Annotated in this window: 22 protein-coding genes; 11 read left to right on the top strand and 11 right to left on the bottom strand. The window is 62.9% G+C overall.

The features are described from left to right. Positions 1 to 57 precede the first annotated feature (57 nt). Entirely contained in the window at positions 58 to 1,146 is a 1,089-nt protein-coding gene (locus LPJGGPFB_RS16550; protein WP_173420898.1) for a YeiH family protein, read from the bottom strand. 80 nt (positions 1,147 to 1,226) lie between these two features. Between LPJGGPFB_RS16550 and LPJGGPFB_RS16545 the strand changes: the two genes are divergently transcribed. From LPJGGPFB_RS16545 to LPJGGPFB_RS16535, 3 genes are all read left to right on the top strand, one after another. Then, a complete protein-coding gene (locus LPJGGPFB_RS16545) occupies positions 1,227 to 2,096 on the top strand; it encodes a LysR family transcriptional regulator (protein ID WP_173420897.1) in 870 nt (289 codons plus the stop codon). 103 nt (positions 2,097 to 2,199) lie between these two features. After that, positions 2,200 to 2,652, top strand: a complete 453-nt coding sequence (locus tag LPJGGPFB_RS16540) for a GyrI-like domain-containing protein (RefSeq protein ID WP_345791030.1) — start codon at positions 2,200 to 2,202, stop codon at positions 2,650 to 2,652. Between the two features lie 85 nt (positions 2,653 to 2,737). Further along, complete coding sequence (locus LPJGGPFB_RS16535) at positions 2,738 to 3,619, top strand: DMT family transporter (RefSeq protein ID WP_173420896.1); 882 nt, start codon at positions 2,738 to 2,740, stop codon at positions 3,617 to 3,619. A gap of 101 nt (positions 3,620 to 3,720) precedes the next feature. Here the strand turns inward: LPJGGPFB_RS16535 and LPJGGPFB_RS16530 are convergent, their stop codons facing one another. From LPJGGPFB_RS16530 to LPJGGPFB_RS16520, 3 genes are all read right to left on the bottom strand, one after another. Next, entirely contained in the window at positions 3,721 to 5,274 is a 1,554-nt protein-coding gene (locus LPJGGPFB_RS16530; RefSeq protein ID WP_173420895.1) for a DEAD/DEAH box helicase, read from the bottom strand. Between the two features lie 296 nt (positions 5,275 to 5,570). Next, positions 5,571 to 6,674, bottom strand: coding sequence for a DNA alkylation repair protein (locus LPJGGPFB_RS16525; RefSeq protein ID WP_173420894.1), 1,104 nt, complete (start codon positions 6,672 to 6,674; stop codon positions 5,571 to 5,573). 19 nt (positions 6,675 to 6,693) lie between these two features. Beyond that, a complete protein-coding gene (locus LPJGGPFB_RS16520; RefSeq protein ID WP_173420893.1) occupies positions 6,694 to 6,993 on the bottom strand; it encodes a hypothetical protein in 300 nt (99 codons plus the stop codon). A 113-nt stretch (positions 6,994 to 7,106) separates the two neighbouring features. Between LPJGGPFB_RS16520 and LPJGGPFB_RS16515 the strand changes: the two genes are divergently transcribed. Then, entirely contained in the window at positions 7,107 to 7,781 is a 675-nt protein-coding gene (locus LPJGGPFB_RS16515) for a helix-turn-helix transcriptional regulator (RefSeq protein WP_173420892.1), read from the top strand. A 128-nt stretch (positions 7,782 to 7,909) separates the two neighbouring features. Further along, positions 7,910 to 8,359: a host attachment protein gene (locus LPJGGPFB_RS16510; protein WP_115419552.1), complete on the top strand. Its 450-nt coding sequence runs from the start codon at positions 7,910 to 7,912 to the stop codon at positions 8,357 to 8,359. 33 nt (positions 8,360 to 8,392) lie between these two features. Here the strand turns inward: LPJGGPFB_RS16510 and LPJGGPFB_RS16505 are convergent, their stop codons facing one another. Beyond that, positions 8,393 to 9,976, bottom strand: coding sequence for a trimethylamine methyltransferase family protein (locus tag LPJGGPFB_RS16505; protein ID WP_173420891.1), 1,584 nt, complete (start codon positions 9,974 to 9,976; stop codon positions 8,393 to 8,395). Positions 9,977 to 10,090: 114 nt separating this feature from the next. Continuing rightward, complete coding sequence (mnmC2, locus tag LPJGGPFB_RS16500; RefSeq protein ID WP_173420890.1) at positions 10,091 to 10,807, bottom strand: tRNA (5-methylaminomethyl-2-thiouridine)(34)-methyltransferase MnmC2; 717 nt, start codon at positions 10,805 to 10,807, stop codon at positions 10,091 to 10,093. A gap of 38 nt (positions 10,808 to 10,845) precedes the next feature. Between mnmC2 and LPJGGPFB_RS16495 the strand changes: the two genes are divergently transcribed. Next, the gene (locus tag LPJGGPFB_RS16495) at positions 10,846 to 11,988 is read left to right on the top strand and encodes an NAD(P)/FAD-dependent oxidoreductase (protein ID WP_173420889.1); all 1,143 of its coding nucleotides are present in this window, start codon (positions 10,846 to 10,848) and stop codon (positions 11,986 to 11,988) included. Positions 11,989 to 12,056: 68 nt separating this feature from the next. Here the strand turns inward: LPJGGPFB_RS16495 and LPJGGPFB_RS16490 are convergent, their stop codons facing one another. Beyond that, positions 12,057 to 12,446, bottom strand: a complete 390-nt coding sequence (locus LPJGGPFB_RS16490) for a PRC-barrel domain-containing protein (RefSeq protein WP_173420888.1) — start codon at positions 12,444 to 12,446, stop codon at positions 12,057 to 12,059. Positions 12,447 to 12,725: 279 nt separating this feature from the next. Between LPJGGPFB_RS16490 and LPJGGPFB_RS16485 the strand changes: the two genes are divergently transcribed. From LPJGGPFB_RS16485 to uraH, 5 genes are all read left to right on the top strand, one after another. Further along, positions 12,726 to 13,526, top strand: a complete 801-nt coding sequence (locus tag LPJGGPFB_RS16485; RefSeq protein WP_173420887.1) for a DUF1045 domain-containing protein — start codon at positions 12,726 to 12,728, stop codon at positions 13,524 to 13,526. A 78-nt stretch (positions 13,527 to 13,604) separates the two neighbouring features. After that, a complete protein-coding gene (gene puuE, locus LPJGGPFB_RS16480; RefSeq protein ID WP_173420886.1) occupies positions 13,605 to 14,534 on the top strand; it encodes an allantoinase PuuE in 930 nt (309 codons plus the stop codon). Continuing rightward, positions 14,534 to 15,037: a 2-oxo-4-hydroxy-4-carboxy-5-ureidoimidazoline decarboxylase gene (gene uraD / locus LPJGGPFB_RS16475; protein ID WP_025428020.1), complete on the top strand. Its 504-nt coding sequence runs from the start codon at positions 14,534 to 14,536 to the stop codon at positions 15,035 to 15,037. Before puuE ends, uraD begins: the two co-directional genes overlap by 1 nt. Before the next feature lie 96 nt (positions 15,038 to 15,133). Beyond that, on the top strand, positions 15,134 to 15,631 hold the full coding sequence (locus tag LPJGGPFB_RS16470; RefSeq protein WP_173420885.1) for an ureidoglycolate lyase: 498 nt from the start codon (positions 15,134 to 15,136) through the stop codon (positions 15,629 to 15,631). A gap of 13 nt (positions 15,632 to 15,644) precedes the next feature. Next, positions 15,645 to 16,007: a hydroxyisourate hydrolase gene (gene uraH, locus LPJGGPFB_RS16465; RefSeq protein ID WP_173420884.1), complete on the top strand. Its 363-nt coding sequence runs from the start codon at positions 15,645 to 15,647 to the stop codon at positions 16,005 to 16,007. A 342-nt stretch (positions 16,008 to 16,349) separates the two neighbouring features. On the opposite strand, the gene LPJGGPFB_RS16460 is transcribed toward uraH, so the two are convergent. From LPJGGPFB_RS16460 to LPJGGPFB_RS16445, 4 genes are all read right to left on the bottom strand, one after another. Next, positions 16,350 to 17,486 (bottom strand): alpha-hydroxy acid oxidase, encoded by a 1,137-nt coding sequence (locus LPJGGPFB_RS16460; RefSeq protein WP_173420883.1) that lies wholly within the window; start codon positions 17,484 to 17,486, stop codon positions 16,350 to 16,352. Positions 17,487 to 17,655: 169 nt separating this feature from the next. Beyond that, on the bottom strand, positions 17,656 to 18,972 hold the full coding sequence (gene guaD, locus LPJGGPFB_RS16455) for a guanine deaminase (RefSeq protein WP_173420882.1): 1,317 nt from the start codon (positions 18,970 to 18,972) through the stop codon (positions 17,656 to 17,658). Then, positions 18,969 to 20,207, bottom strand: coding sequence for a urate hydroxylase PuuD (gene puuD, locus LPJGGPFB_RS16450; protein ID WP_173420881.1), 1,239 nt, complete (start codon positions 20,205 to 20,207; stop codon positions 18,969 to 18,971). Before puuD ends, guaD begins: the two co-directional genes overlap by 4 nt. 260 nt (positions 20,208 to 20,467) lie before the next feature. Beyond that, on the bottom strand, positions 20,468 to 21,409 hold the full coding sequence (locus LPJGGPFB_RS16445) for a LysR substrate-binding domain-containing protein (RefSeq protein WP_173420880.1): 942 nt from the start codon (positions 21,407 to 21,409) through the stop codon (positions 20,468 to 20,470). Positions 21,410 to 21,495: the final 86 nt, after the last annotated feature.

Here is a 21,495-nt window from a genome sequence, read left to right as displayed (position 1 = left end):
TGAATCTGGTGTCTTAGAAAATAGGCAAATGCTTGAAATTTGGGTGCGCCTGTGAGGCTAACCCAGGCCGAAAACAACGATGGCCGCGGCTGCCAGGCTGGCCAGAACCAAGAGTGACAGCATGGCGGCCGCGCTTGCGCGCGGGCCGGCATCGGCGAGCTTGCGAATGTCGACCTCCAGGCCAAGCGCCGCCATGGCGATGACGGTCAGCCATGTGGCGAGATGTGCTGCACCGGTTGCGGCGACATCGGGGATCACTCCGCTGTTGCGGGCGACTGCGACTGCGAGGAAACCGAGAATGAACCAGGGAACGAAATGCGCGAATGTGGCGAGACGGGCCGGCTGCTTGCCTTCGGGCCGGCTTGGCGCCAGGGGATGCGCTTCGCCCCCGCGGTTGATGAGCGAGAAGCAAAGGACAACGGGGCCAAGCATCAGCACACGCACGAGCTTGACCAGCGTGCCGACCTGTACGGACAGTGCGCTGAACGGGGAGGCCGCCGCCAGCACCTGGGGCACGGCATAGACGGTCATGCCAGCCAGAACGCCGAAGCCATAGGGCGACATGCCGAACCAGCCGCCAATCAACGGCAGGGTGAGAACGACGGCGATGCCGAGGATTGCGGTAAAGGAGATGGCTGCAGCGACCTCATCGCCCTCGGCGCCGATGGCCGGCGCGACGGCGGCGATCGCCGAATTGCCGCAGATGGCATTGCCGCAGGCAATCAGCGTCGCCATGCGCTTGGGCAGGCCGAGCAGCCGCGCGATCAGATAGCCGGAGACGATCGAGAGAAAAACGATGCCGACGATGGTGGCGAGCAGCACCGGGCCGCTTGCCAGGATCGCCTCGAAGCTCAGGCTTGCGCCGATCAGGACGATTGCCGCTTCCAGAAGCAGCTTGGAGGAGAAGCGGATGCCCGTCATCCAGCGATCTCCTGGCGTCCAGAAAATGCGCGCGAGCGCCCCGAGGAGGATGGCGATGACAAGCGCTTCCAGCCAGGGGCGACCGGTCCACTTTGCCTCGAACCGTTCGAGGACGAAGGCGGCGAGCGCAACGAGACAACAAAGGATCAGGCCCGGCGCGATACGCGCTATGCGGGAAGGGAGCGTGGTTACGAAGGTGGTGGATATGGGATGCGATCTGGACATGACCACACCCTAATCCGATTGATAAATCAGTCTAACGGATTGTTCTTGTCAAACCGATCGCTTTTTGCGATTGATTTTCTATGACCCTCGACCAACTTCGCATTTTTGTGGCTGTCGCGGAGCGCCTGCATATGACGCGAGCGGCCGAGGCCATGAATGTCACGCAGTCCGCGGCAAGCGCTGCCATCGCAGCACTCGAAACGCAGCACGACGTCAGGTTGTTCGATCGTATCGGTCGCGGGCTGGCGCTGACGGAGGCCGGAAAAGCGTTTCTGCCGGAGGCAAAGGCCGTTCTCTCACGCGCAACGGTCGCCACCGCCTGCCTCAACGACCTCTCGAACCTGCGCCGCGGCACGCTGGCGATCGCCGCAAGCCAGACGGTGGCAAGCTACTGGCTGCCGGCCCGCCTGGCGCGGTTCACCCATGACTATCCGCATATCGACGTGAAGTTGACCGTGCGCAACACGGCCGTTGTTGCCGAAGCGGTCGAGGAAGGAACGGCGCAGCTCGGTTTCGTCGAGGGCAGGGTCGAGGAGGAGAGGTTGGACCATCGCAGTGTCGCTGTCGACCGCATCGCCATCTACGCACCGCCGCGCCATTCGCTTGCCGGTGGGCCCGTCGATCTTGAAGCGCTGCTTGCCGCGCGCTGGGTGCTGCGCGAAGAGGGATCGGGGACGCGGGCAATGTTCCTGCAATCGATGCAGGCGCAGGGTGCGGATACCGATCAGCTGAAGATCGAGCTAGAACTGCCGTCGAACGAGGCAGTGTTGACGGCCGTCGAGAGCGGCCCGTTCATCACCGCCGTGTCCAGGCTTGCCGCCCAGCCGTTTGTCGACAGCGGCCGGCTGGTCGAGTTGCCGTTCGAGCTTGCCGAGCGCAGTTTCGAGCTGTTGACCCATCGCGACCGCCAGTTCAGCCGCGCGGCGCGCGCCTTCGTCGATCTGCTCTGACAGCCGTGCTGGCAGAAACGATTGCCATCTGACGCGGCTGGATTATCAATAGTCGCGGCTGCTTGAGGCGGCGGCCATTCCCTTTCTTGGCAAGAGGTGCATCGTGTTCGAAATCGTCGAAAGGCCGGCGCAGCGCGTTGCCGGCTCCTTCTGGGAGGGAACCTTCGTCGAGGCGGCTGATGGTGCCGTGCGCCGGTTGATCGCGGAGATGCAGGAGCATCATCTGCGGCTGCATCCGAAGGATCATCCGATGCTCGTCGGTCTCTCCTGGAACGATCGGCCGGACGGTTTCCGCTACCTCGTCGGCTTCGTCTCAAAGACGGCGGAAACGACCCGCCACCCCGGCCATGTCGACCTGCCGGCCATGCGCTTCGTCAGCGCCATGCATCACCCGGAAGCTGGCGACGTCTTTGCGCATTATCAGCACATGTTCGACTGGATCGCGTCCGAAGGCCTGGTTGTCGATACCAGCAGGCTGCACTTTCGCGAGGAATACGAACCGGGCTTCGTTTCGCTCTCGCTGTCGTCGCTGCGGTTGATGGTTCCAATTCGCTGATCGTCACCATCAGAAAAATTGCTTTGACCATCAACGTCGCCGCGTCTATCGCGGCTGACCTCCCTTTGCCCATTCGGATAGGTCAATGACACTCGCCCGCCTGGCCCCGGCCATCTTCGTACTGCTCTGGTCGACCGGATGGGTCGTCGCCAAATATGCGGCTGTCTATGCCGATCCGCTGACGTTTCTGGTTCTGCGCTATACGCTGGCGATCCTGCTGTTCATCGGCTTCTGTCTCGTGACCCGGGCGAAATGGCCGACGTCATGGTCGGCGGCTGCCCACGCGGTGGTCTCGGGCATGTTTCTGCACGGGCTTTATCTCGGCGCCGTCTGGTGGGCGATCGGACAGGGCGTGCCGGCGGCAATCTCCGGCATCATCGCCGGGCTGCAGCCGCTGATGACGGCTGTTGCCGCCTCCGTGGTCATCGACGAGCAGCTCAGCATTCAGCAGAAACTCGGGCTGGTGCTTGGTTTCTTCGGAATCGCCCTTGCCGTGTTGCCGAAGGTGCTCGTCATCGATACCGGTGCAACGCCGATCCACCTGCTGCCGGTGATCATCAACGTTCTCGGCATGGCCGCTGTGACCTATGGCACGCTCTACCAGAAGCGGCACCTGCAAAGCGGCGACATCCGCACCATTGCGGCGCTTCAATATCTCGGCGCTCTCATCGTCACCATTCCGCTCGCGCTGATGCTCGAGGATCTGCATGTCACCTGGAACCTGCAGATCTTTGCAGCCCTCGCCTGGTCGGTGCTCGGACTTTCCATGGGTGCGATCGCGCTGCTGCTCTATCTCATCCGCCGCGGCCAGGTGTCGCGCGCAGCCTCGCTCATCTATCTGGTGCCGCCGCTTGCGGCCGTGCAGGCATGGCTGTTCTTCGGCGAGGCGCTGACGCTGCCGATGATCATCGGCACGGTCATTGCCGTTGCCGGCGTCTACCTCACCAATCGCAAGCAGCAGGCATAAAAAACGGCGGGCCGAAGCGACCCGCCGTTCTCAATTCTTTGATTTTCCGACAGTTCCGGACGAGGCCGCTTCACACGGCTCGCCTGAAATGCACGCTCAGATCAGCCCTGCTGGCCGCGATTGCCGCCACCGGCGCCACGGCGCATGCCACCCTGGCCGCCTTCGCGGCGGTCGCCGCCCTGGCCTTCAGGACGCGGGGCCTTGTTGCGCCATTCGCCCGGCTTCTGGCCGGGACGACCGTGGTGCTTCTTGGGCTCGTGGTTGCGGTTGCCTTCCGAACGGCCGTCGGCATGACCCTGGCCGGCCGGGCGCTGGCCACGGTGTTCCGTCTTCTGCGGACGGTCGTCGCGCAGGAGGTCGTCACCGGCAAAGCTGCTCGGAGCGAGTGCCGACTGGCGAGCCGGGCGCTCGCGGCGCGGGCGGGCTTCCTGGCGCTGACCGCCGCCGCCATTGCCGCGGTGCTGGCCGTTGCCATTGCCGTTGCCGCGACCACCGCGTCCCTTGGACGGGCGGGCCTGGTCGGCAGGTGCTTCGCCGCTGGCGACAGCAATGTTGATGCCCATCAGCTTCTCGATGTCGCGAAGCAGGCGGATTTCGTCCGGTGCGCAAAACGCAATCGCGATGCCGTCGCGGCCGGCGCGGGCGGTACGGCCGATGCGGTGAACATAGGCGTCCGGAACTTCCGGCAGGTCGTAGTTGTAGACGTGGGTGACGCCGGGGATGTCGATGCCGCGGGCAGCGACGTCGGTGGCGACGAGCACGCGGATCTCGCCGTCACGGAACGCCTTCAATGCGCGCTCGCGCTGGCCCTGGCTCTTGTTGCCATGGATCGAGGCGGCCTTGAAGCCGACGTGGTCGAGATGCTTCATCAGCTTCTCGGCGCCATGCTTGGTGCGGCTGAAGATCAGCGATAGACCATCCGGGTTCTCGGTCAGGGTCTTCTTGAGGATAACCGTCTTCAGGTCCTTGCCGGGAACGAAGTGAACATACTGTTCGACCTTGTCGGCGGCCTTGCCCGGAGGCGTGACCTGAACCTTGACCGGGTCGGTCAGGTACTCGCCAGCGAGTTCGGCGATCAGCTTCGGCATGGTGGCGGAGAACAGCAGCGTCTGGCGGTTCTTCGGTACGAGCTTGGAAATCTTGCGCAGGTCATGGATGAAGCCGAGGTCGAGCATCTGGTCGGCTTCGTCGAGCACGAGGTAGCGACCCTGCGTCAGGGTCACGGCCTTGCGGTTGATCAGGTCGAGCAGGCGGCCCGGCGTTGCGACCAGGATGTCGACGCCGCGGGCGAGCTGTTCGGTCTGCTTGTTGATCGAGACGCCGCCGACGACAACGCCGATCTTCAGCGGGGACTTCTTGACGAACAGCTTGAGGTTGGCAGCGATCTGGTTGACCAGTTCGCGGGTCGGCGCCAGCACGAGGGCGCGGATGTTGCGCGGGTCGGGGCGCTTGCCGTCGGCAACAAGCTTTTCGATCATCGGCAGGCCGAAGGCGGCCGTCTTGCCGGTTCCGGTCTGGGCGAGACCGATCAGGTCGTGGCCCTTCAACACCAGCGGAATGGCCTGCGCCTGGATCGGCGTCGGCTTTTCGAAGCCGTTGGCAGTCAGGGTCTCCAGAATGTGTTCGGAAAGACCAAGATCTTTAAAGGTGGACAAATGCATATACCTTTTGGGGGCGCCAAACGCATTCGCCGGAACCGCAGTCTGCTGTTCCGGTGTCGTTCGGCGTCAAGAACCCCGCGTGAATTGGGAACTTGTGGGTTAAGAAAAAGTCGTCAAGCGCCTGTGCTGTCGCCGCTTACGGCGTATGGGTGCGCTTTTCCTTCTTCACGGCTTTCTGTGTTGCCGAGGGCGCGCTCACGCGGCGGCCTGAAGGTGACGCTGCGTCCATGTCGTCGTTTTGCGCCCAAAAGTCAAGGTCCATCTTTTCGCAGGTGCGAAATGAGATGGGGTTATTCGTCAACCGACAGCTGAAAATCGGCATCGGCTGCCTCCTGGCCGTTGACGAGGATGACGACGCGATGGGCGCCGGGATAATAACGGCGGGTTGTGATCGGCCGGATGGCGTGACGCTTTTCGATCTCGATCGTCGTCCCCGGCTCAAGCGTTGCGGATGTCCACTTGAACACCTTGGGCGACGTTGTGCCGTTGGCCTTGCGGTGGTGCACGGCGTAGTCGATCATGATTTTCTGGGCGGTCGGCGCGCTGTGGCTGACCGCCAGCTTGAAGATGAGGCTTTCGCCCAGCGCGATTTCCGAACGGTCGAGCGAGAAGGCGGCCTCGATGCCCGCCGGTGCGGCAAAGCCGAAGTTCGAAAGCGCAGCCCCGTGGCCCTGTTTTAAAAGCGTTCGCGAGGCGTGGCGAAGCAATTGCCGTCGCTCCGGCGACGCGCCCGCGATGTGTGCGGCGACGAAACCGGCCACCAGATCGGGGTGATCCTTGGCGATGTCGTTCAGGCTGTTGGCGACCGATCGACGCACATAATCTTCCGGATCGTCGATCAGCGCCTTAAGGATCGGCAGGATCGGCTGGGGATCGCGGATGAGTTTCGGCAGCCGCATCGCCCAGGGCAGGCGCGGGCGGGTGCCCTCGCTCGCCAGACGCCGGACATGGTGATCGGCGTCGCCGACCCATGAGCCGACGATGGCAAGCGCCCGTTGCTGATCGCGGTCGATAAAGACGCGGATGCCGAACTCTGAGGTGAAGTGCGATGTCAGCGCCCGCAGCAGCGACAGCGACAGTTCGAAATCGTCGAGCCCGCATGCGGCGACATATTGACTGACGGGCAGCAGGGCCCAGCCGTTGAGGCCGGTCCTGTCATCACTTGGCAGGCAATCGCCAAGAATGGCCGCGGCCTGCGGAAACGACGCCGGCAGGGTTTGGATCAATGCGTCACGGATCTGGATCGACCGTTGCATCAGCTCGAGCGCTTCGAGCCCGTCGCTAGCAAGCGCGACGAACCGCGTGCGCTCGAAGGTCGGGCATGCGGCACTCAGGCGGTCGGCGATGGTCGTGACGACGCCGGGATGCAGCAGGTTTTTCAGTGGTTCGGCCATTCCCCGGTAATCTTTCCGCTCAGATCTGCTGCTCGACGGCAAAATGCTGCATCAGCATTACCGCGCTGATGGACGCCATGTAAGGGGCGAAATCCGGGTCGCGCCGCACCCGCTCGCCGGCCGATCTTGCCGCCTCGAGCGTTTCCCACTCGACCAGATCGGCGAGCATGTCGGCCTTTTCGCACGAGCCGACGGCACGCCAGGAAATGAAGCCCGGATAGCGGGAGACGGCTTGCATCGCCCGTTGACGGGCGGCTGCGGCGGCCGGTTTGTCCGCGACGATGCAGACAGCGAGTTCGAGGATGCTTTCGCTGGTCATGTCATGCTCCCTGTTGTTTGCCGCTTGACTTAACCACAGGCCAACTGACAGCCTTATGGCCATAACCTCGCCTGCACTTAGCATTCGCTTGGCTGGAGCACTGGAGCACACGCATGAGACCGGCTGACCGGCTGTTTCGAATCATCCAGCTCATGCGGGCGACCGGCCGGGCCATGACGGCGCAGGAGATCGCCGACAGGATGGAGGTGGCGCGCCGCACCATCTATCGGGACATGGAGCATCTGATGGCTTCAGGCGCGCCGATCGATGGCGAGCGCGGTGTCGGCTATCTCCTGCGCGAGACATTTGACGCGCCGCCGCTCGCCTTCACCTTCGAGCAGCTGGAAGCGCTGGCTTTCGGCGCGCGGGCGGTGCAGATGCTCGGCGACAGCAGGCTGGCGCAGGCCGCCCGCGAGGCGATGGAAAAGATCGAGCATGGGCTGCCGCCCGAACACGTCACGCGTCTGCGCAGCGCGCCGATCCGCGCCTTCCGCTCGGCGCTGCAGCCGCAGACGCCGCCTGTGCTCGGAGACCTGCGCCGGGCGATCACGCAGGAGCGCAAGGTGACGATGGCCTATGAGAGCCTCGCCGAGCAGAGTTCGAAGCGCACCGTCTGGCCGCTGGGCTTGAGCGTCTTCGGCCATCACTGGCTTTTGACCGGCTGGTGTGAACTGCGCCAGGATTTCCGGGATTTCCGGGTGGACCGCATCCGGGAGATGAAAGTCGAGCGCGACCATTTTCAACCATCCCCCGAGCGCAGCTTCGACGCCTATCTCGCGCGCATGTGAGGCGGCGAGTACACCAAAAAAGTGCGCACATCTTCGGAAATGCATGGAACCGGATCGGGCCTCATCCGTTTCTATTACTGGCCCATTCTGGCCTGCCCACGAGCAACATCATTTCATGGGAGACAATCGTGCAAAACCGGACTTGGATACTGGCCGCGGATGGCAACACGGCGCGCTTCGTCAAGGGCGTCAACCTGCGGAAGGACGAACGTCAGCACCCGGAGGAGGAGGTCATTCACACCGATCCCAAGCGCGCCCAGGACATCATGGCCGACAAGCCGGGGCGCAGTCATTCCTCGGTGGGGCATGGCCGCTCAGCGATGGAATACAGCAGCGATCCGGTGCGCGAGGAAAAACACCGCTTTGCCGCCGATGTGGCGAGCAAGATCGAAGGTTATCTAAACGACAACGCCTTCGACAGCCTGGTGATCTGCGCGGCGCCAAAAACGCTCGGTGATCTGCGTAAACTGCTGTCGGCCAATGTGAAGCAGAAGACGGTCGCCGAAATCGACCGCAACTGCGTGACGGTGCCGATCGAGCAGCTGATCGCTACCGCCCGCTCGGCAGTCTATCCCTGAGGCTTTTCCCGCAAACCGAAACACCGCGTCCCGTCAGAAATCCGTCGGGACGCCGCCTTCCTCCTTGCGCTTGGCAACGAAGGCGTCGAGTTCGTCTTCGATCGCCGGATCCAGCGGCGGCCGTTCGTACTCGTTGAGCTTCTGCTTGAAGACGCGGTTGGCGTGATCATAGGTGGTCGGGCGGCCGGCCTCCGTCCAGGTCTCGAAGTTGCGCCAGTCCGACAGGATCGGCGAATAGAAGGCGGTCTCGTAGCGCTGCAACGTGTGCAGCGTGCCGAAGTAATGGCCGCCCGGTCCGACATCGCGCACCGCGTCGAGACCGAGCGCATCCTCGCTGACATCGAGCGGCGTCAGGAATTCCGCCACCATCTGCAGCATGTCGACATCGAGGATGAATTTTTCGAAGGAGGCCGTCAGCCCGCCCTCGGTCCAGCCGGCCGCATGCATGATGAAGTTGCCGCCTCCTTGCGTCAGCGCCCACAGTGAGAGTGCCGATTCGTAGGCGGCCTGTGCGTCGAGCGTGTTGGCCGCATTGGTGTTGGAAGTGCGGTAGGGAATGTTGTAGCGCCGCGCGAGCTGGCCGCCGGCAATCACCGCCTTCATGTATTCAGGTGTGCCGAAGGCGGGGGCACCGGTCTTCATGTCGACGTTCGAGGTAAAGCCGCCGTACATGACAGGCGCTCCGCGTCGCACCATCTGGGTAAAGGCAATGCCGCAGAGCGCCTCGGCATTCTGCTGCACCAAAGCGCCGGCAATCGTCACCGGCGCCATGGCGCCTGCGAGCGTAAACGGCGTGATTACCACCACCTGATTGCGCGACGACATTTCGATGATGCCCTGCAGCATCGGCCCGTCGAGGCGCAGCGGCGACGAGGTATTGATGATGGTGAACAGCGATGGTTCGTGCTCCATCTGCTCCATCGATACGCCACGGCCGATGCGGGCGATCTCGATGCCGTCGGTGTTGCGCTGGCGGCCGAGCGAATAAACGTGAAAAACCTTGTCGGTGAGCTTCACCATGTCCGAGAGGCAGTCGAGGTGCCGGACGGAGGCGTGCAGATCGACCGGCTCGACCGGGTAGCCGCCGGTGGTGTGAATGATGTCGTAGGACTGGGCGAGCTTCACCAGCTTGCGGAAATCCTCCTGGTTGCCCGTGCGCCGGCCGCCTTCACGGTCGGCGACGAACGGTGCGCTGGCAATCTGGGCGAACACCAGATTGTTGCCGCCGATTTCGACATTGCGGGCCGGATTGCGCGCATGCATGGTGAAGGAGGAGGGGGCCGAGGCGATCATGTCCATGATCAACCCGCGGTCGAAGCGCACGCGGTCGGTCCCGGGGGTTACATCAGCGCCGGCTGCCTTCATGCGCTCGCGCGCCTCAGGCAGAATGACGTCCATGCCGATCTCTTCCAGGATCGTCAGCGACGCATCATGGATCGCCTCGAGCGCATCGTCCGACAGCACCGAGGATTTGCTCTGGGTGTTGACGAGATTGAGATATTTGCCGCCCGTGGACTTTCGTGTGCGCTCGCCACCGCGGCCGCCTGGCCTGCGTCGTCGCTCGAGCGGGGAGGAATTTTCGCCTGTCGCAGCATCCGGAAACTGATCGTCGTTCATGAAAAACCCACCGCGTTGCCGATGGATTTTTGTCGCAGATTATTCGCAGGCATGCCCCCGCCATTTGCGACAGTTCAGTTCTCTGGTGGAGTAAAGGCCGTGAAAACGTCTTGCTCAGACCTTGTCGCCGCGCAGCATCTCGCGTTTACCGGCGAAGCCCTTGCGCTTCTCGACGGCAAAACCGGCTGCCTGCAGATTGCGGCGAACAAAGCCGGCAGCGGCATAGGTGGCAAAGCTGCCGCCGGGTGCGGTCCTGTCGAACACCAGTCGCATCAGCTCTTCAGACCACATGTCGGGATTGCGCGACGGCGCGAAACCATCGAGAAACCAGGCATCGAAGCACTCGGCCGCCTCGGCGAGGCTCTCCAGCGCGGGACCGCAGACGACGGTCAGGCGAACGCCACCGCCGAAATCAATCTCGATCCGGCCGTCGTTCGCAGCCGGCCATCGTTCGACGAGAGCCAGCCGCTCGGCATCGATCTCTGGCCAATGGGCAAGCGCTCGGGAGATTTCCTCCGCCTGCATCGGGAACCGCTCGAAGCTGACGAAGTGCAATGCCCCGCCTGTCGCTGCCGCTTTCCATTGCCGCCGGGTTTCACAGAAATTGAGGCCGGTGCCGAAGCCCAGTTCGCCAATGGTAAACGCGTCGCCGGTGGCCCAGCGTTCGGGCAGGCCGTTGCCGGCAAGGAACACGTGCCCGCATTCGAGCCGGCCATCGGTGCGGCAATAAAAGTGATCGCCAAATTCGCGCGAATAGGGCATATCGCCCTCGTGCCAATCGAGGCTTTGATGGGCCGGGGGCTGGTTCGGTTCTGCGGCGGATCCTGTCATGCGATGGCGATAATCCCGCCACCGGAGAAGGTCAATCGATGAGCGAAGTTTTGATCATCGGCGGCGGCATCATGGGGCTTTGGGCCGCCCTTACGGCGGCGCGCGCGGGCATGAGCGTCTGCCTTGTCGAAGAGCGCCACATCGGCGCCGGTGCCAGCGGCGGCATCCTCGGCGCGCTGATGCCGCATATGCCCGACAAGTGGAACGCCAAGAAACAATTCCAATTCGAAGCGCTGGTGTCGCTTGAGAGCGAGATCGAAGCGCTCGAGGCTGAAACCGGGCTTTCGGCGGGCTATCGCCGCAGCGGCCGGATCATGCCACTCGCCAAGCCGCATCTGCGCGATATCGCCCTTCGCCACGAACAGGATGCATTGGCAAACTGGCGGGCAGGTGACCGCCGGTTCTTCTGGCATGTGCGAGACGAGGCGCCCTCCGGCTGGCTCGGTGCGGAAGAGATGGCCCACGGATTGGTGTTCGATACGCTTGGCGGCCGGCTTGCGCCTCGCCAGATGCTGGCAGTTTTGCGCGCGGCTCTGGCGCGAGCGCCGAAGGTGCGGATTGTTGAGGGAAGCGGCGTTCGGGGCATCCACCCCGGCCAAGGCCGGGCGGAACTCGATGACGGTACGGAAATCGCATTCGGCCACTGCATTCTTGCCGCCGGTATCGGCAGCTTTCCGCTGATCGACACGCTGTGCGGACCGATCCGCGGACCGAGCGGCACGGGGGTCAAGGGCCAGGCGGCGCTGCTGCTGGCCGATGTCGATCCGCAATTGCCCGTCATCTTCACCGACGGCGTCTACATCGTCGCCCATGACGACGGGCATGTGGCTGTCGGCAGCACCAGCGAAAACAAATATGCCGATCCGCTGTCGACGGATGAACTCTTGAATGAGCTGCTTGGGCGGGCCGAGGTGCTGGTTCCGGCTCTACTCGGGGCGGAAGTGGTTGAGCGCTGGGCCGGCATCCGGCCGAAATCGACCGAACGGGAGCCGATGGTCGGGCGGCATCCGGATCACGAAAACCTGTCGGTGCTGACAGGCGGCTTCAAGGTGAGCTTCGGCATCGCCCATCGCCTCGCGCGCTTCGTCGTCGATGAGATCACGGGTCGCCCGTCAATCGAAATTCCGGACACCTTCCTGTGCCGGACACACATAGCGGCACTTCGCGAGAAACATCTTTAAGGCGTCGTCATTCAAAGGGCCCCGCCGCTGGCGGAGCCCGTAAATCCTGTTTCGGGAAAACCCGGTCGTTACATCCAGTAAGGCGGCACGCCGTAGTAGTCGTAGACGCGGCGGCCGTTCTCGGCGTTCCAGTCGTATTCATCGCTGCCATGATACTTCGGCGCGCGCTCGACCTGTTCGCGGGTCACGTCAGTGCGGTAGCCACCGAGGCTCTCGTCATAGGTCAGCTTCGCCCAGGGCAGCGGATAGTGATCCTCGCCGATGCCGAGAAAACCGCCGAAGCCGAGCACGGCATAGGCCACGCGACCACTGCGCTTTTCGATAATCACGCGCTCGATCGAGCCGATGTGCTTGCTGTCGGCGCCATAAACCTTCGTGCCTTCAACCTTGTCGCTCGCGATCAGGTCATGGGTTTCCTTGATGCTGGCGTCCTGAAGGTTCGCATTGTGATAGGTCACACTTCTTCTCCATCGTTGTTGGCTACATCAGGGGAACGGGTGTTGGCCGCGATGGTTCCGAAAGAGTTCGGTAGAGAACCTTGGGCGTGATCCCCAGGCATGCCCCGCCTACTTCGTCAATCTGTCACGCAAATCACCTAAGACGCAGGCAGTAGAGCGTCGCGTTTCCTCGGGGAAGCATTGTTGACGCTCTCAAGGTTTTGAACCTGCGCCAGCCCTGGCGACGATCGAGATCGGTTGTCGCGGGCAAGTGCCAGAACGGATTTCCGGAGCATGCGCATGCGTTACGCCATTTGTTTCACGCCGCCGATGGCCGATCCGCTCTCAACGGTTGCCGCGAGCTGGCTCGGTCGCAACGTCTACTCGGGCGAGCCTACCGAACTGCCATCGATCTGCGGATTGAGCGCATCCGAGATTGCTTTCCACACGGCCGTTCCACGTCGCTTCGGGTTTCATGCGGTGGTGATGTCGCCCTTCAGGCTCCACCCTGATATGGACGAGGCGCAGCTGCTCAAGGCGCTGATGCACTTTGCCGGCGCCCAGATGCCGTTCGAGATCGAGCGGCTGGAAGTGGCTCGGCTCGGCCAGTGCTGGGGGCTGATGCCGCAGATCCCGAGCACGGCGATGCACCTGCTTGCCGCCAGCATCATCCAGGAGTTCGACGCGTTCCGCGCGCCGCTGAGCGAAGACGAGATCGAACGTTCCGATCCGGACCGACTGACGGCGCCGCAATTCTCGAACCTGCATCGCTGGGGCGATCCACATGTGATGGACGAATATCGCTTTCACATGATGCTGACTGGGCCGCTCGGTCAGGACGCGATGCGCCGCATCGAGGCGCCGCTTCGCGACCTGTTCGAGCCGTGCCTGATGCAGCCCTTGACGATCGGCAGCCTGGCGCTGTTCGTCGAGCAGGAATCGGGTGCGCCGATGCGCGTTCACTCGCAGCACCCGCTCGGCAAGATTTCCGCGACCAAGCGGGCGGACCGGATCAAGCGTGCTGCCACTGAGGCGACGCTTGCGCCGAGCCCGGTTCCGCCGTTGTCGCGGATGGTGGCCGCGTTGATGGCCGGTCGCTAACCGTCTGCACTGACGTCATTTTGTCTCGACAATCCGGGCGGCGATGATACCGTTCCGGAAAATTCGAAGGGTGATTTGATGTCTGAGACTACCTATCCACGCGATCTCGTCGGCTATGGCCGCAACCCGCCCAAGGCAAACTGGCCGGGCGATGCGCGTATCGCCGTGCAGTTCGTGCTTAACTACGAAGAGGGCGGCGAAAGCTGCATTCTCGATGGCGACCCGGCGTCGGAAAACCTGCTTTCGGAGATCGTCGGTGCGCAGCCCTGGCCGGGGCAGCGCAACCTCAACATGGAATCGATCTACGAATACGGCTCGCGCTCCGGCTTCTGGCGGCTGTGGCGCATGTTTACGAGCCGCGACGTGCCGTTGACGGTTTATGGCGTAACGCAGGCGATGGCGCGCAATCCGGAAGCGGTCGCCGCCATGAAGGAAGCCGGCTGGGAGATCGCCAGCCACGGGCTGCGCTGGCTCGAATACAAGGATTTCCCCGAAGAGGTGGAACGCGAGCATATCCGCGAGGTGGTGCGCCTGCACACCGAGCTGACCGGCGAGCGTCCGCTCGGCCTTTACCAGGGCAAGCCGTCCAACAACACGCTGAAGCTGGTTCTCGAAGAGGGAGGTTTCCTCTATTCCAGCGACAGCTATGCGGACGAATTACCCTACTGGGTTCCGGGGCTTAACGCCGACAAGCCCCATCTGATCATTCCTTACACGCTCGACGCCAACGACATGCGTTTTGCGACGAACCAGGGTTTCAACTCCGGCGACCAGTTCTTCACCTATCTCAAGGACACGTTCGACGTGCTCTACGAGGAAGGCAAGGAAGGCGACGCCAAGATGATGAATATCGGTCTTCACTGCCGCCTCGTCGGCCGTCCGGGCCGCGCGGCGGCGCTGGCGCGTTTCATCGACTACGTCATGTCGCACGACAAGGTCTGGGTGCCGCGGCGCATCGATATCGCCCGCCACTGGTATGAACACCACAAGCCGGAAGGGGCTCTCTGATGTCCGATCGCGACGCCTTCGTCAGCCGCTTCGGCGGCGTGTTCGAGCATTCTCCCTGGGTTGCCGAACGAGCCTATGACCGGGCGGCCGCGACGGGACTTTCAGCGGGCAATGTACACTCGGCCCTTTGCCAGGCCTTTCGCGCCGGATTGCCGCGCGAGAGGCTCGCGGTGCTACGGGCGCACCCGGATCTTGCCGGCAAGCTGGCGATCGCCGGCAAGCTGACGGCGGACTCGACCGCCGAGCAGGCGTCCGCCGGGCTTGATCGTCTTTCGGCCGACGAGCATGCCCGCTTCACGGCGCTCAACGAGGCCTATACGCAGAAGTTCGGCTTTCCCTTCATCATCGCCGTCAAGGGTCTGACGAAGAACGATATTCTCGCCTCGTTCGAAAGGCGCATTGACAATTCGACCGAAGAGGAATTTGAGACCGCCTGTGCGCAGGTGGAGAAAATCGCTCGTCTGCGGCTGCAATCCATGCTTCCAGGAGACGAAAATGCCTGACTTGCCCGTTCGCACTCTGCTCTCACCGCGTCGGAGGGTAGTCGAACCGGATCATGCCAAGACCGCCGGCTGCAACAGCCGGGGGGGTATTGTCTGATGTCACGCATTCTTTCGATCGAACCCCTGACGCAGGACGCCTTCGCTCCCTTTGGCACAGTCATCGAAGCGGATCCTGCTTCGATGCGCTATATCAACGGTGGCAATACCGAACGCTTCCACGGCCTGGCGCGCGCCGACGTCACCGGCGAAGGCGCCAATGTCATCATCAACATTTTTCGCGGCCAGCCGCGGGCCTTTCCCTATTCGGTCGCGATGATGGAGCGGCATCCGTTCGGCAGCCAGAGTTTTTCGCCGCTCGACGACCGGCCCTGGCTGGTGGTCGTGGCTGAAGATGAGGGCGGCAAGCCGGGCGCGCCGCGGGTGTTCCGGGCGCGGGGTCGGCAGGGCGTCAATTACGGCCGCAATGTCTGGCATCACCCACTGATGACGGTGGGCGCCGTCAACGACTTCATCGTCGTCGACCGCGAGGGGCCGGGTAACAATCTCGAAGAGTATTCTTATGAAGAGCCCTTCGTCATCGAGAGCGCAATCTGAAGGAAGAGACGCGATGAGCAGCACCGGCCGTCTGACCACCCATGTCCTCGACACCGCGCTCGGCAAGCCCGCCGAAGGCTTGCGCATCGATCTCTTCTGGCTCGAAGGCGAGGAGCGGCAACTGATCCGCACCGTCCACACCAACAGCGACGGGCGGGTGGATGGCCCGATGGCCGAAGGCGTCGGCTTCATGGCCGGCAGCTACGAGCTCGTCTTCCACGCCGGCGCCTATCTGCGGGGAGCAGGGGTGGAGCTGCCGGAACCCGCCTTCCTCGACCTGATTCCCTTGCGCTTCGGCATCGCCGATCCGGGCAGCCATTATCACGTGCCGCTGCTTCTCTCGCCCTACGGCTATTCTACCTATCGCGGCAGTTGAGCGCTGGTTTTCTGCATGCTTGGAGAACGAGGTTCCGCAGGCAATCTGCTGAGCGGAGGCAGCTCTGATTTCGCGCTCACCTTCTCCGACCGTCATCCTCGGGCTTGACCCGAGGACCCAGCCATGCGCCGGACGCGGAAGAGCTTGAGTTTGGTGGGTGCTCGGGTCAAGCCCGAGCATGACGGTGAGAGCTGGGGCTGCCCTTGACCGGCGTTGAACCGCCGGAATTTTTGAGCAAGCTTAGCGCGTTGCAGTGTCTCGAGCGCGCCATGTTTGACGCGCTGCGCTCTTTGAGGCCGATCCTGAGGCTGTCTCCATGGAGAGTAGTCGAAAGGCCGTGCCTCAATCCGCGAGAATGTCGCGGTTGACGTCGTTGATATCGCGCTTGCCGCAGAGGGCCATGGTGATGTCCATCTCCTTGCGGATGATTTCCAGCGTCTTGGTAACGCCTTCCTTGCCCATGGCGCCGAGGCCATAGAGGAAGGGGCGGCCGATATAGGTGCCCTTGGCGCCCATCGCCACCGCCTTCAGCACGTCCTGGCCGGAGCGGATGCCGCCGTCGATGTGCACCTCGATCTGGTGGCCGACCGCATCGACGATGCGCGGCAGCATGCTGATCGAGGAATGGGCGCCGTCGAGCTGGCGGCCGCCGTGGTTGGAGACGATGATCGCGTCGGCGCCGGTCGCAGCTGCCATCTTGGCGTCTTCCGGATCGAGAATGCCTTTCAGGATCAGCGGGCCGCCCCAGCGCTCCTTGATCCACTCGACGTCCTTCCAGGAGAGTTGCGGGTCGAACTGTTCCGTCGTCCAGGCGCCGAGCGAGGAGAGGTCGGTGACGCTCTTGGCGTGGCCGACGATGTTGCGGAAGGTGCGGCGGTTGGTGCCGAGCATCTTCATGCACCAGCCGGGACGCGTCGCCATCTGCCAGAGATGTTTTGGCGTCAGCTTCGGCGGGGCCGACAGGCTGTTGCGCAGGTCCTTGTGGCGCTGGCCGAGGATCTGCAGGTCGAGTGTCAGAACCAGCGCCGAGCACTTTGCGGCCTTGGCGCGGTCGATCAGGTTCAGCACGAATTCGCGCTCGCGCATGACGTAAAGCTGGAACCAGAAGGGCTTGGTCGTGACCGACGCCACGTCCTCGATCGAGCAGATGCTCATGGTCGACAGCGTGAAGGGCACACCGAAGGCCTCGGCCGCCTGGGCCGCCAGCATCTCGCCATCGGCGTGTTGCATACCGGTGAGGCCGGTCGGCGCCAATGCCACCGGCATCGACACCTTCTGGCCGATCATGGTCGTTTCCAATGAGCGATTGGTCATGTCGACCAGCACCCGCTGGCGCAGCTTCACCTTGGCGAAATCTTCCTCGTTGGCGCGATAGGTGCCCTCGGTCCAGGCGCCGCTGTCGGCGTAATCAAAGAAGAGTTTTGGCACGCGGCGCTTGGCAAGGGCCTTGAGGTCGCTGATTTCGAGGATTTGCGTCATGGAAACGGCCTTCATCTGAAACGCAGGGGTCAGAGCGGATGTCGGCGAAAACCGTGCACGCCTGCTCGAGGACTGACTTCACAGCCCTTATCATGTTTGCCGAAGGCTTGTTAATAGCGCTTGGAAAAAGAGGTCAATTTTTTTGACCTCTTTTCGTTCTGTGGCAAAATCAGGCGGCAGCGAGTGCCGACTTTGCCAGTCTTCCCGCCACATAGGTCTCGACCACAGAGCGGTCGTCGCCCATCGTTTGCAACAGGAACAGCTCGTCGGAAAGCGAGTTGACCACTTCGGCGCGCAGCGCCATCGCAGGCGTTGCCGCCATGTCGAGCACGATGAAGTCCGCATCGGTGCCGGCCTCGAGCGTGCCGATCCTGTCGACTAGCGACAGCGCCTCGGCATTGCCGCGGGTCATCATGAAGAAGCTGTCGAATGGGTTCAGGCGCTCGCCCTGCAACTGCAGGATCTTGTAGGCCTCGTCGAGCGTCTTCAGCATGGAATAGCTGGTGCCGCCGCCGATATCGGAGGCGACCGAAGTGCGCACCGGCTTGTCGCGCCGGTTGAGCGCCCGCAACGGAAAAAGCCCCGAGCCGAGGAAGAGATTGGATGTCGGGCAAAAGACCGCGACCGAGCCGGTCTCACTCATCACATCCGCCTCGCGCTCGGAGAGGTGGATGCAGTGGCCGAACAGGCTTTTGGGCCCAAGCAGGCCGTAGCGGGCATAGACGTCGGTGTAGTCGACTGCTTGCGGGTAGAGTTCGCAGGTGAAGGCGATCTCGTCGCGGTTTTCCGAAAGATGCGTCTGGACGTGCAGTTCGGGGAATTCGTGCACCAGCGACTTGGCCACGTCCATCTGCTCCGGCGTCGAGGTGATGGCAAAGCGCGGGGTGATGGCCACATGGTTGCGGCCCTTGCCGTGCCAATCACGGATCACCGCGCGGGTCTCGTCGTAGCTCATCTCAGGCGTGTCGAGCAGGCCTTGCGGGGCATTGCGGTCCATCATCACCTTGCCGGCGATCATGCGCATGTCGCGGCGCAGCGCCTCGGTGAAGAAGGCATCGGCTGATGCCTTGTGGACCGAGCAGTAGGCGGCCGCTGTGGTCGTGCCGTGGCGGACCATCTCGTCGAAGAAGCGGCTGGCGATACGCTCGGCATGGGCGGTCTCGACGAAGCGGCATTCCTCCGGGAAGGTGTAAGTGTTCAGCCATTCCAGGAGATTGGCTGCGTAGGACGCCATCACCTGCATCTGCGGGAAATGCAGGTGTGTGTCGATGAAGCCGGGCACGATCAGATGCGGGCGGTGGTCGATCTCGACACTGTCATCCGCTGCCTCGGACTTCACGCTCTCATAAGAGCCCGACGCCTTGATCAGGCCACCCTCGACCAGCAGCGCGCCATCGGCTTCATAGGCATAGGCGGCGCTGTCGTCGATGGCCAGTGGCGCGCGGTGAAAGCTCAGGAGGCGGCCGCGGATGAGCGTCGATGTCATTGTGTCTTGCCTTCCTCGACGGCGCTTTCGAACCAGGCTGTCAGCAACTGGCGCTCGTCCGTCGTCATGTCGGTTATGTTGCCGGGCGGCATGGCATGGCTGCGCCCCGCCTGGATATAGATTTCGCGGGCGTGGGCGGCAATCTCCTGATCGCTTTCCAGCACCACGCCCTTCGGCGCCCGGACGATGCCCTCATAGACCGGTTCGGCTGCGTGGCACATGGAACAGCGGGTCGAGATCGCGTCCTTGACGGCGGGGAAGTGCGCATTCTCGGCAAAACGGACAAAGACTGGTGCGATCTCGGCTTTCTCTTCGCCGGTCAGCACCTTCGGGACGGTCGACAGCCACATGATCAGGATGAAGAGGAGCACGGTGGCAAGCCACGTCCAGGTGGGCCTGCCCTTGCGCGCGTGGGTGGTGTTGAACCAATGCCGGATGGTGACGCCCATCAGGAATACGAGGGCCGCGATAATCCAGTTGAAGGCGGTGGCAAAGGCCAGCGGGTAGTGGTTCGACAGCATGAAGAAGATGACCGGCAGGGTCAGATAGTTGTTGTGCAGCGAGCGCTGCTTGGCCTGCGCGCCGAGCTTCGGGTCCGGCGTGCGGCCGGCGATCAGGTCGGCAACCACGATCTTCTGGTTGGGGATGATGAGGAAGAAGACGTTGGCCGACATGATGGTCGCCGTAAAGGCGCCCAGGTGCAGGAAGGCGGCGCGGCCGGTGAAGACCTGCGTATAGCCCCAGGCCATGATCACCAGCGCCACGTAGAGAAGCGCCATCAGGCCCCAGGTGTTCTTGCCCAAAGGCGACTTGCAGAGCAGATCATAGAAGATCCAGCCGATGCCGAGCGAGGCGAGCGAGATCAGGATGGCCGTGGTCGCGGAGATGTCGAGCACATGGCGGTCGATCAGGAAAAGATCGGCGCCGCCGTAGTAGACGAGACAAAGCATGGCAAAGCCCGAAAGCCACGTCACGTAGGATTCCCATTTGAACCAGGTCAGGTGCTCGGGCATGGAAGCCGGCGCCACCAGGTATTTCTGGATGTGATAGAAACCACCGCCATGCACCTGCCATTCCTCGCCGTAGGCGCCAACGGGCAAGTGGTCGCGCTTCACCAGGCCAAGGTCGAGCGCGATGAAATAGAACGATGAGCCGATCCAGGCGATGGCTGTGATGACATGCAGCCAGCGCACGGCAAAGGCCAGCCATTCCCAGGCGATGGCGAACTCGTACATTCGGGGTCCCCTTTATTCTCTCCGTCGGCGCACCTTGCGCAAAAACCGGGAGTTGGGGAAGGGGGAGCATGCACCTGTGGTCGTGTTTTGCAGGGATCGGGACGATTTCGCGGTGAAATCTGCCTGACGATAAACCTGATGGATTCTAAGGGGTTACCCTAGAGCGTTTCCGATTTAGACGGAAACACAGAACCGCTCTATGTCTCCGCCTTTACGCATTTCCTGACGGAAAACCGCTCCGCACTTTTCCTGGAAATGCTTTAGCGCGCGGAAGCTGCTTTGCGCTGCTCCACCCAATCGGCTCCGAACTGCATCGACGGGCAGAGTTCGCTGAGGATCCAGTCGCGGAAGATACGGATCTTCGGGGTGTTGCGGCGGGCATGCGGGTAGGCAAGCCAGTAATCGCAGCCGTCGCTGCAGCGCAGGTCGAAAGGCTGGTAGAGCCGGCCAAGCGCCACGTCGTCGCCGTAGAATTCCGGCGTCAGGATCGCCACGCCCTGGCCCGCGATGGCCGCGCGCGCCTCGAAGGATTGTGCCCCGAGCCGGCTCGTCGGCCGACCTTCCAGATCCGGCTCTTTCACGCCGGCTGCGGCAAACCAGAGCCGCCACCAGGGATCACCGGCATCGATGATCCTGAGCTTCAGGAGATCGCGTGGTTCGTGGATGCCGCCGATGGTTTCGGCGAGTGCCGGGCTCAGCATCGGGCTGAACTCGACGCGCATCAGCGGATGCGTGTCGAGACCGGGCCACACGCCCGCGCCGGAGCGGATGGCGACATCCGTGAATTCCTTGGCAAAATCGACGAGGTTGTCGTTGGTGTCCAGGCGCACGGCGATGGTGGGGTGAGCGAGCTGAAACGAGCCGATGTTGCGAGCGAGCCATTGCGAGGCGAAGGTCGGGGTCGAACTGATCAGCAGCGTGCTGTCGATGTCGCCGCGCGCCGACGAGACGGCTTCCTGCAGCATCTCGAAGGCTTCGGTGACCCGCGGCGCCAGCCGCTGGCCGACGTCGGTGAGAGCGATCTGGCGCGGACGGCGCAGGAACAGGGGCTCGCCGACATTCTCCTCGATCAGCTTGACCTGGTAGCTGACGGCGGTCTGGGTCATGCCCAGCTCTTCGCCGGCCCTGGTAAAGCTGCCGAGCCGGGCGACGGCTTCGAAGACCCGGAGCGCATTCAGCGGAAACTGCTTGGACATCTTCATGGATAAGTCCTCTTGATGCATGCAGACGGATGTTCGATTGGATTTCAATCCTCTTCCACGTCATCCTGCAAGTCAACTTCCCAAGA

It is taken from the genome of Ensifer adhaerens (assembly GCF_013283195.1).
Classification (GTDB): Bacteria; Pseudomonadota; Alphaproteobacteria; order Rhizobiales; family Rhizobiaceae; genus Ensifer; species Ensifer adhaerens_G.
This window is presented reverse-complemented; position numbering and strand designations above follow the sequence as displayed.

Coding starts and splice junctions, on each gene's coding strand:
- LPJGGPFB_RS16445 (WP_173420880.1), bottom strand. CDS start 21,409: ATGAAGATGTCCAAGCAGTTTCCGCTGAATGCGCTCCGGGTCTTCGAA.
- puuE (WP_173420886.1), top strand. CDS start 13,605: ATGTCTGAGACTACCTATCCACGCGATCTCGTCGGCTATGGCCGCAAC.
- LPJGGPFB_RS16470 (WP_173420885.1), top strand. CDS start 15,134: ATGTCACGCATTCTTTCGATCGAACCCCTGACGCAGGACGCCTTCGCT.
- LPJGGPFB_RS16505 (WP_173420891.1), bottom strand. CDS start 9,976: ATGAACGACGATCAGTTTCCGGATGCTGCGACAGGCGAAAATTCCTCC.
- LPJGGPFB_RS16495 (WP_173420889.1), top strand. CDS start 10,846: ATGAGCGAAGTTTTGATCATCGGCGGCGGCATCATGGGGCTTTGGGCC.
- LPJGGPFB_RS16525 (WP_173420894.1), bottom strand. CDS start 6,674: ATGGCCGAACCACTGAAAAACCTGCTGCATCCCGGCGTCGTCACGACC.
- mnmC2 (WP_173420890.1), bottom strand. CDS start 10,807: ATGACAGGATCCGCCGCAGAACCGAACCAGCCCCCGGCCCATCAAAGC.
- LPJGGPFB_RS16520 (WP_173420893.1), bottom strand. CDS start 6,993: ATGACCAGCGAAAGCATCCTCGAACTCGCTGTCTGCATCGTCGCGGAC.
- LPJGGPFB_RS16545 (WP_173420897.1), top strand. CDS start 1,227: ATGACCCTCGACCAACTTCGCATTTTTGTGGCTGTCGCGGAGCGCCTG.
- LPJGGPFB_RS16535 (WP_173420896.1), top strand. CDS start 2,738: ATGACACTCGCCCGCCTGGCCCCGGCCATCTTCGTACTGCTCTGGTCG.
- LPJGGPFB_RS16485 (WP_173420887.1), top strand. CDS start 12,726: ATGCGTTACGCCATTTGTTTCACGCCGCCGATGGCCGATCCGCTCTCA.
- uraD (WP_025428020.1), top strand. CDS start 14,534: ATGTCCGATCGCGACGCCTTCGTCAGCCGCTTCGGCGGCGTGTTCGAG.
- LPJGGPFB_RS16515 (WP_173420892.1), top strand. CDS start 7,107: ATGAGACCGGCTGACCGGCTGTTTCGAATCATCCAGCTCATGCGGGCG.
- guaD (WP_173420882.1), bottom strand. CDS start 18,972: ATGACATCGACGCTCATCCGCGGCCGCCTCCTGAGCTTTCACCGCGCG.
- LPJGGPFB_RS16460 (WP_173420883.1), bottom strand. CDS start 17,486: ATGACGCAAATCCTCGAAATCAGCGACCTCAAGGCCCTTGCCAAGCGC.
- uraH (WP_173420884.1), top strand. CDS start 15,645: ATGAGCAGCACCGGCCGTCTGACCACCCATGTCCTCGACACCGCGCTC.
- LPJGGPFB_RS16550 (WP_173420898.1), bottom strand. CDS start 1,146: ATGTCCAGATCGCATCCCATATCCACCACCTTCGTAACCACGCTCCCT.
- puuD (WP_173420881.1), bottom strand. CDS start 20,207: ATGTACGAGTTCGCCATCGCCTGGGAATGGCTGGCCTTTGCCGTGCGC.